Here is an 8,632-nt window from a genome sequence, read left to right on the forward strand (position 1 = left end):
CGTTCGCGGTGGCGTGGAAATCGGTGCCCTCGCCGGCCTCGCGCGCATCGCCGGCCGGCCCGATCCAGTAGATCGGCTCGCCGCGCGGGTTCTGCTGGCAGATCACCGGCTCGCTCGCATGCCGGCGGCCCAGCCGCGTGATGCGGCGCGGCAGCTCGATCGCATCGGGCCGGTTCGGGATGTTGACGTTGAGCAGCCACGCGCCCGGCGCCGGCGGGTTCGCGAGCACCTGCTCGACCAGCGAGCGCGCGAGCCGCGCGGCGGCATCGACCTGCGCCCAGCCTTTCTCGACCTGCGAGAACGCGATCGCCGGGATGCCGAACAGGAAGCCTTCCATCGCGGCTGCCACCGTGCCGGAATAGAGCGTGTCGTCGCCCATGTTGGCGCCGTTGTTGATGCCCGAGAGCACCAGGTCGGGCCGGCGCGGCAGCAGCCCGGTCAGCGCGACGTGGACGCAGTCGGACGGCGTGCCGTTGATGTAGCGGAAGCCGTTGGCGGCGGTGAAGGCCGACAGCGGCCGGTGCAGCGTCAGCGAGTTCGAGGTGCCGCTCGCGTTCTGCTCCGGTGCCACCACGTCGATCTCGCCGAGCCCTTCGCAGGCTTTCACCAGGGCCGCAAGGCCGGGGGCGAGGTAGCCGTCGTCGTTGGCGATCMGAATGCGCATCGGGCGATTGTAGGGATGTGGGAAGCCGTCACCTGCGCGACGCACGCCGGCGAGCGGCCTGCCTATCATCCGGCGCCACATTCAAGGAGACGACCCCATGCAAGCCTGGCTGTGCGAGAACCCCATCGGCCCCGAAGCGCTGACCTGGAAGGAACTGCCCACGCCGCAGCCCGCGGCCGGCGAGGTGCGCGTCGCGATCCGCGCCGCGAGCCTGAACTTCCCGGACCTGCTGATCGTCCAGAACAAGTACCAGATCAAGCCGCCGCTGCCCTTCGTGCCCGGTGCCGAATACGCCGGCGTGGTCGATGCGGTCGGCGAAGGCGTCAAGCACCTCAAGGTCGGCGATGCGGTCGCCGCGTTCGCCGGCACCGGTGGTTTCGCGACGCATGCCTGCGTGAACGCCGCGCTGCTGATGCCGCTGCCACCGGGCTTCGCGTTCGAGGACGCGGCCGCCTTCCTGTGCACCTACGGCACCACGCACCATGCGCTGATGGACCGCGCGGCGCTGCAGCCGGGCGAGACCGTGCTGGTGCTCGGCGCGGCCGGCGGCGTCGGCAGCRCGGCGATCCAGATCGCGAAGGCGGCGGGCGCACGCGTGATCGCCGCCGCGTCCAGCGACGAGAAGTGCGCCTTCTGCAAGCAGCTCGGCGCCGACGAGACCATCAACTACAGCCGTGGCCAGCTGCGCGAGGAGCTGAAGGCGCTGACGCAAGGCAAGGGGCCCGACGTGGTCTACGACCCGGTCGGCGGCGACCTGGCCGAACCGGTGTTCCGCTCGATCGCCTGGCGCGGCCGCTACCTGGTGATCGGCTTCGCGCAGGGCGGCATCCCGGCGCTGCCGCTGAACCTGGCGCTGCTGAAGGGTGCGTCCATCGTCGGCGTGTTCTGGGGCGAGTTCGCGCGCCGCGAGCCGAAGAACAATGCCCGCGCGCTGGCCGAGCTGGCCGGCTGGTATGCGCAGGGCAGGATCAAGCCGGCGATCGATCGCACGCTGCCGATGAGCGCGCTGTCGGATGCGTTCACCCGCATGGGCAGCCGGCAGGTGCAGGGCAAGATCGTGCTGGTGAACTGACCGCCCCTCGGCCGACAGGTACGTCGACCGATCCCCTTCACCCGAGGGGGGATCGAGCCGCGCAGAACACCGCTGGACACAGCTTGTTGCAGGGGGAGTGCGCTACGATCGCAGGTCGCGCAYGCTCCCGGCACATGGCATGGCAATCAAGGTCCTGATCGTTGAAGACAACCCGGTCGCCCGCAGCTTCCTGTGCCGCGTGGTGCGCGAAAGCTTCAGCGACACGATCGCCATCACCGAAGCCGGCGACCTCGAGAGCGCGCGCCGCCACATCGGCCTGCCCGACCGGCAGAAGGTCGAGGCCGCCACCGACCCGTTCAAGCTGATCCTGGTCGACCTGGAGCTGCCCGACGGCAACGGCATGGAGCTGCTGGCCGAGCTGGCCCGCTACCCGGCCACCAAGATCGTCACCACGCTGTACTCCGACGACGACCACCTGTTCCCCGCGCTGCAATGCGGTGCCGACGGCTACCTGCTGAAGGAAGACCGCTTCGAGGTGCTGGTCGAGGAGCTGCAGAAGATCGTGCGCGGCCAGCCGCCGCTGTCGCCGGCCATCGCGCGCCGGCTGCTGGGCCATTTCCGCCAGGGGCCCGGCGGCATGGGCGGGTTGTCGGAACCGGCGCCGTCGGGCTTCCAGAGCAGCCGCCCGATGCCGCTCGGCCGCGGCGCGCCGCTCGACCATGAACGCCTGACCCCGCGCGAGAGCGAGGTGCTGACCTACCTCAGCAAGGGCTTCACGATCAAGGAGATCGCGAACCTGATGGGCATCAAGTGGTTCACGGTCAACGACCACATCAAGTCGATCTACAAGAAGCTCAACGTGTCCAGCCGCGCCGAAGCGGCCGTGCTGGCCAGCAAGCAGGGCCTGGTCTAGAACCGCAGCCCGCCAGGGCTGACCACCGCGCATGGACAACCCCGCGACGCGGCCGGCGAGCCTGCACCCCGACTCCGCACTCGATTCCGGGCTGATCGACCCCGCGCTCGGCGACGACCAGCGCCTGTCGCGCTGGATGGGCTGGCGGCTGCGCCTGCTGGTGGTGGCCGCGCTGCTCGGCTGCGTGGCCCTCGCGATGACGGCCCGCTGGCTGGCCGCGCAGCCGCACCTGCCGGCCGACTGGCGCGTCGGCGCGCAAGGCGAGATCGAGCTCGTGCACACCGACGACGCCGCGCTGAAGCCGCTCGAAGGCCGCGCACTCGTCGGCCTGCTGAACGACAACGGCCAGGTCGCGATCGTCGACGGCCTGGCGTTGCAGCGCTCGCCGCGCTGGATCATGAGCGACACGCAGCGCGAACGCCAGTTCGACCAGCACCAGCAGGTTGCCGCGGTGATGGGCGGCAGCAGCGTACGGGTCTTCTTCATCGGCGGACGGCAGGTGGAGCTCGCGCTGCAGCCGCGCGGGCTGCTGCGGCTGGGCTCGATGTTCTGGGTGTTGTCGGCGCTGAGCCTGACGCTGTACCTGGTCGCGATGGTGGTGCTGCTGGCCAAGCCGTCGATGCGCAACCTGCTGTATGCCGTGGCCTCGCTGTGCCAGGCCGGCAGCCTCGCCTGCATGGCCGTCGAGTCGACGCTGCAGCTCGGCCTGCCGCTCGGCTTCCTGCGCTGGGACATGCCGCTGCGCCTGGCGTTCGACCTGCTCACCGCCGCGGCACTGGTGCACGCCGCCTACCCGGCGCATCAGCAGCCGCTCGGCGGGCGGCGCATCGCGTGGCTCGGCTGGGGCAGCGCGCTGCTGCTGGCGGCGCTGTGCGCCGGCGGATCGCTGCGCGGCGCGTGGTGGTGGGCGCAGGGCGGCGTCACGCTGCTGGGGCTGGCAGCGCTCGCGCTGCTGAGCTGGTGGTACCGGCGCGAGCCGCACCCGTTCGCGGTCGTGATGCGCCGCTTCGGCGTGATGGCGATCAGCACCTGGGTGCTGCTGACCATCGCCATCGCCGCCGGCCACCGGCTGCCGGCGGTGCAGCAGCAGATGGTCAACATCGGCCCGGCGATCTGGTACGTGTTCTTCGCGTCGCTGCTGCTGCTGGTGCCGTTCCTGTCGAAATCGCAGCAGGTGATGCGCGAGTTCTCGCTGCTGGCGGCGGTCAGCACGATCGCGACCTCGCTCGACCTGCTGTTCGTCGCGGTGTTCTCGCTCGGCCAGTTCGCCTCGGTGACGCTGGCGCTGTTCCTGTCGCTCGGCATCTATGCCGGAGCGCGGCAGTGGATCCTGAACCAGCTGCTCGGCAGCAGCGTGCTGACGACCGAGCGGATGTTCGAGAAGCTCTACCGCATGGCGCGCGAGGTGGAGACGCACCCCGAGCGCGCCTCCGGCATGTTGATGCAGCTGCTGCGCGAGCTGTTCGACCCGATGGAGGCGGTGGTGGTCGAGAAGACGACCCGCAGCGCCCGCGTGGCCGGCGACGGCTCGACGCTGGTGGTGCCGGTGCCGCAGCTGCCCGGCGTCGGCGACGGGCTGCCCGGCTCGGTGGTGCTGCGCTTCGCGCACCGCGGGCGCAGGCTCTTCACGTCGGAAGACGCGCGGCTGGCCGAACGCATCCTCGAGCAGCTGCGCCGCGCGATCGCGTTCGACAAGGCGGTGGAGCAAGGCCGCAGCGAAGAGCGGCTGCGCCTGGCGCAGGACCTGCACGACGACATCGGCGCGCGGCTGCTGACGCTGATGTACAAGGCGCAGTCGCCCGAGATGGAAGAGTACGTGCGGCACACGCTGCAGGACCTGAAGACGCTGACGCGCGGGCTCGCCGCGCCGAACCACCCGCTGTCGCACGCCGCCGCCGAATGGAAGGCCGACCTGACGCAGCGGCTCACCGCGGCGCACATCGAACTCGGCTGGAACCTCACCTTCGACCGCGACATCTCGCTGACCGTCGTGCAGTGGTCGGCGCTGACGCGCGTGATGCGCGAGCTGGTGAGCAACGCGATCGCGCATGCGAAGGCGCGCCGCGTCGACATCGAGTTCCACCTGCTGCAGGACCGGCTGGAGCTGACGATCACCGACAACGGCATCGGCCACAGCCCGCAGGCCTGGGCCCACGGGCTCGGGCTGGGCGGCGTGCGCAAGCGGGTGAAGCAGCTGGGCGGCGAGGTCGAGTGGAAGGAAGCCGGCGCGGTCGGGATCCGCTGCCGGGTGACGATCAGGCAGCTGTCGGAGCGGCGCTGACACGGCCCCGCCGGGGTCGATATAATCGTTACATGAATCGTTTCATTGAAGACGACGATTCACGCACACCTGCCTCTAGGAAATCGAATTTCCACCTGAAAAGTATCGTTTCATGACGATCGCCGACCGCCTCGTCYCCACGCTGCGCACCTGGCAGCGGATGCCGGCCGGCCGCCTGCTGGAGCTGCTGCAGGTGAGCCGGCCGACGCTGATGCGCGCCGTGCGCGCCGCCGGGCCGGCCGTCATCGCCCGCGGCAGCGCACGCCGCACCGCCTATGCCGCACGCCGGGCACTGCGGGGTGACACGGCGCCCTTGCCGCTGTACCGCATCGACGCGCATGGCGACGCGGCCGAAGTCGCCCACCTGCACCTCACCTACCCCGACGGTTGCGCGGTGGACTTCCTCGAGCCGTTCGAATGGCCGATGGATGCCGACATGCAGGACGGCTGGTTCGACGGCATCCCCTACCCGCTGCAGGACCTGCGGCCGCAGGGCTTCCTCGGCCGGCAGTTCGCGCGCCAGCATGCGCCGCTGCTCGCGGTCGGCGAAGACCCGGCGCGCTGGTCCGATGACGATGCGCTGCACGCCTTGTCGCTGCTGGGCGCGGACCAGAGCGGCAACTTCATCCTGGGCGAAGCGGCCTTCCGGCTCTGGCAATCGAGGCAGGATCATGAACCCGCTCTGATCGCGGACGAGCAGGTGGAGCCCGCCTATGCGCAACTCGCGCAGCGCGCGATGACGGCGGGCGACGCCGGCTCGTCGGCCGGCGGCGAGTTCCCGAAGTTCACCGCCGTGCGACTGCTGGACGGCGTGCCGGCGCACGTCATCGTCAAGTTCTCAGGCTCCGACGATTCCGCGATCACGCAACGCTGGTCGGACCTGCTGGTGTGCGAGCACCTGGCGTCGACCGTGATCCCCTCGCACCTCGGGTTGGCCGCCGCGCGCTCGACGATCCACCGCGCCGGCAACCGGACCTGCCTCGAGGTCGTGCGCTTCGACCGGCATGGCCTGCTCGGGCGCTCGCCGCTGTGCTCCTGGTCGGCGCTGAGCGGTGCGATGTTCGGCCTGGCCGGCCGCCCGTGGACGGAGGCAGCGTCGCAGTTGCTAGCGCTCGGCTTCATCGATGCGCCAACGCACGACCAGATCGCGCGGCTCTGGCATTTCGGCCGGCTCACGGCCAATACCGACATGCACGAAGGCAATCTCTCGTTCGTGCCCGGGCTGAAGCTCTCGCCGACCTACGACGTGCTGCCGATGCTGTACGCGCCGGTGCGCGGCGTGGAGCTGCCCGAGAAGAACTTCGCACCCCCGCGCCCGCTGCCGTCGGAGCGCGAGGCCTGGCAACAGGCCGCCCAGGCGGCGATGGTGCTCTGGCAAGCGGCGGCCGACGACCCGCGCATCAGCACGGCATTCCGGCGCATCTGCGACGACAACGGCGCGATCGTCCGGCGGCTCGCGACCCAGGCCTAGCGTCCGCAGCGCCCCCCCGGGGCCGGGCCGCGGCATGCTGTGCTAGGGTGCAGCCTCATGACCGCCGATCACCCTGCGGAGCCCTTGCAGCACAACGAAGAACGCTTTCGCCTGCTTGTCGAGAGCGTGCGGGACTACGCCATCTTCATGCTCGACCCCGAGGGCCGGGTGGTCACCTGGAATGCCGGTGCCGAGCGCTTCAAGGGCTACCGCGCGCACGAGATCATCGGCCAGCACTTCTCGCGCTTCTACCCGCCCGAGGCGCTGGCGCGCGGCCTGCCCGCGCACGAGCTCGAGGTGGCCCAGGCGACCGGGACCTTCGAGGACGAAGGCTGGCGCGTTTGCCAGGACGGCTCGCAGTTCTGGGCCAACGTCGTGATCACCGCGATGCGCGCCCCCGACGGACAGCTGCTCGGCTTCGCCAAGGTCACGCGCGACCTGACGCAGCGGCGCCATCATGAAGAAGCGCTGCGCCGCAGCGAAGAGCGGTTCCGGCTGCTGGTCGAAGGCGTGTCCGACTACGCGATCTTCATGCTCGACCCCAACGGCCGGATCGCGACCTGGAACGTCGGTGCCGAGCGCATCAAGGGCTACACCGCCGCCGACATCATCGGCCGGCACTTCTCGATCTTCTACCCGCGCGAGGCGCGGGAGAGCGGCTGGCCCGACCACGAACTGCAGGTGGCTGCCGAGAAGGGCAGCTTCGTCGACGAAGGATGGCGGGTGCGCAAGGACGGCTCGATGCTGTGGGCCAACGTCACGATCACCGCGCTGCGCCATGAAGACGGCCGGCTGCTCGGCTTCGCCAAGCTGACCCGCGACCTCACCGAGCGCCGGCAGGCCGAGGCCGCCGAGCTCGCCAGCCGCCAGCGCGACGAACTGCTGCAGGCCGAGCRCAGCGCCCGCATGGAGGCGCAGCGCGCGACGCGCATGAAGGACGAGTTCCTCGCGACGCTGTCGCACGAGCTGCGCACGCCGCTCAGCGCCATCCTCGGCTGGACGCAGGTGCTGCGCCGCGCCGGTCAGGCCGACAAGCCGGTGGACCTGGAGCGCGCCATCGACGTGATCGATCGCAATGCCCGGGCCCAGGTCAAGCTGATCGACGACCTGCTCGACCTGAGCCGGATCATGGCCGGCAAGGTCCGGCTCGATGTGCAGCCGATCACGCTGCTGGAGGTGGTGCAGGCGGCCGTCGATTCGGCGCTGCCGTCGGCCGAGGCCAAGGGCCTGCGCCTGACGAGCCGCCTGGACCCGGGCGCATCGACCGTGCAGGGCGACAGCGGCCGCCTGCAGCAGGTGGTGTGGAACCTGCTCACCAATGCCATCAAGTTCACGCCGAAGGGCGGGCAGGTGCAGGTGACGCTGCAGCGCATCGGCCCGCGCCTCGAGCTGAGCATCAGCGACAGCGGCATCGGCATTCCGGCGAGCTACCTGCCGCACGTGTTCGACCGCTTCTCGCAGCAGGACAGCTCGACGACGCGGGCGTTCGGCGGCCTGGGCCTGGGGCTCGCGATCTGCAGGCAGCTGGTGGAGCTGCACGGCGGCTCGATCAGGGTGAGCAGCGCGGGCGAAGGCCACGGAGCGACCTTCGTGGTCGAGCTGCCGGTCTCGCAGGAGCCGCAGCAGGCCGAGGCGGCGCAGTCCGGGTCGCCGGACGGGGCCGGGGCCGTGGACCTGCCGCCGCTGCCCCGGCTCGGCGGCGTGCACGTCTTCATCGTCGACGACGAACCCGATGCGCGCGAGTTGCTGCGGCGCATGTTCGAGAACCAGGGCGCCCAGGTGACCGCGTTCGCGTCGGCACAGGAGGCGCTCGCGGCCGTGCTGCCGGCCCGGCCGGACCTGATCGTCAGCGACATCGGCATGCCCGAGATGGACGGCTACCAGTTCATGCGGGCGCTGCGCGCCGACGAGAGCCGCGACGAGCGCATCCCGGCGGTGGCGCTGACCGCCTTCGCGCGCGCCGAGGACCGCAAGAAATCGCTGCTCGCCGGCTACCAGGCCCACCTGGCCAAGCCGTTCGACATGGCCGAGCTGATCCTGACGGCGGCGGGGCTGCTGGGGCGCTGAGGCGCCCGCGCCGGGGAGGAGTCACCCCGCATCGCATTCAGCCAAAGCCCCAGGTGTAGGATCCCCCGCTTCCTCCACCTGCCCTGCCCCACCATGTCCGTCTACGACCGCCTGAAAGCCCTCGGCATCGAACTGCCGTCGGTGTCCGCCCCCGCTGCCGCCTACGTGCCCTTCGTGCGCACCGGCAACCTCGTGTTCCTGTC

General features: G+C 70.6%; 6 protein-coding genes and 1 pseudogene. 6 read left to right on the forward strand and 1 reads right to left on the reverse strand.

What is annotated here, in order from left to right; translation table 11 throughout:
• On the reverse strand, nucleotides 1-664 hold a 664-nt coding region (gene surE / locus AC1D15_RS10835; protein WP_477825975.1), incomplete at its 3' end, for a 5'/3'-nucleotidase SurE.
• Nucleotides 665-761: 97 nt separating this feature from the next.
• On the opposite strand from surE, the gene AC1D15_RS10840 reads away from it, so the two are divergent.
• The 6 genes and pseudogenes from AC1D15_RS10840 to AC1D15_RS10865 form a co-directional block, all read left to right on the forward strand.
• Nucleotides 762-1,736: an NADPH:quinone oxidoreductase family protein gene (locus AC1D15_RS10840; RefSeq protein ID WP_477825976.1), complete on the forward strand. Its 975-nt coding sequence runs from the start codon at nucleotides 762-764 to the stop codon at nucleotides 1,734-1,736.
• 139 nt (nucleotides 1,737-1,875) lie between these two features.
• Nucleotides 1,876-2,610 carry a LuxR C-terminal-related transcriptional regulator gene (locus AC1D15_RS10845; protein ID WP_047511496.1) on the forward strand — a complete coding sequence of 245 codons (735 nt, stop codon included), beginning with the start codon at nucleotides 1,876-1,878 and terminating at the stop codon, nucleotides 2,608-2,610.
• 31 nt (nucleotides 2,611-2,641) lie between these two features.
• Nucleotides 2,642-4,891: a sensor histidine kinase gene (locus AC1D15_RS10850; RefSeq protein WP_477825977.1), complete on the forward strand. Its 2,250-nt coding sequence runs from the start codon at nucleotides 2,642-2,644 to the stop codon at nucleotides 4,889-4,891.
• 112 nt (nucleotides 4,892-5,003) lie between these two features.
• Nucleotides 5,004-6,362: a type II toxin-antitoxin system HipA family toxin YjjJ gene (gene yjjJ, locus AC1D15_RS10855; protein WP_477825978.1), complete on the forward strand. Its 1,359-nt coding sequence runs from the start codon at nucleotides 5,004-5,006 to the stop codon at nucleotides 6,360-6,362.
• Between the two features lie 57 nt (nucleotides 6,363-6,419).
• Entirely contained in the window at nucleotides 6,420-8,429 is a 2,010-nt protein-coding gene (locus AC1D15_RS10860; RefSeq protein WP_477825979.1) for a PAS domain-containing hybrid sensor histidine kinase/response regulator, read from the forward strand.
• Between the two features lie 93 nt (nucleotides 8,430-8,522).
• Nucleotides 8,523-8,632 (forward strand): annotated as a pseudogene (locus tag AC1D15_RS10865) (RidA family protein); the annotation flags it as partial.

This window comes from Rhizobacter sp. P2_H2 (assembly GCF_056403375.1).

What these genes read in the sequence shown, in the direction of transcription:
- AC1D15_RS10845 (WP_047511496.1), top strand. Translation starts at nt 1,876, where the DNA reads ATGGCAATCAAGGTCCTGATCGTTGAAGACAACCCGGTCGCCCGCAGC.
- AC1D15_RS10850 (WP_477825977.1), top strand. Translation starts at nt 2,642, where the DNA reads ATGGACAACCCCGCGACGCGGCCGGCGAGCCTGCACCCCGACTCCGCA.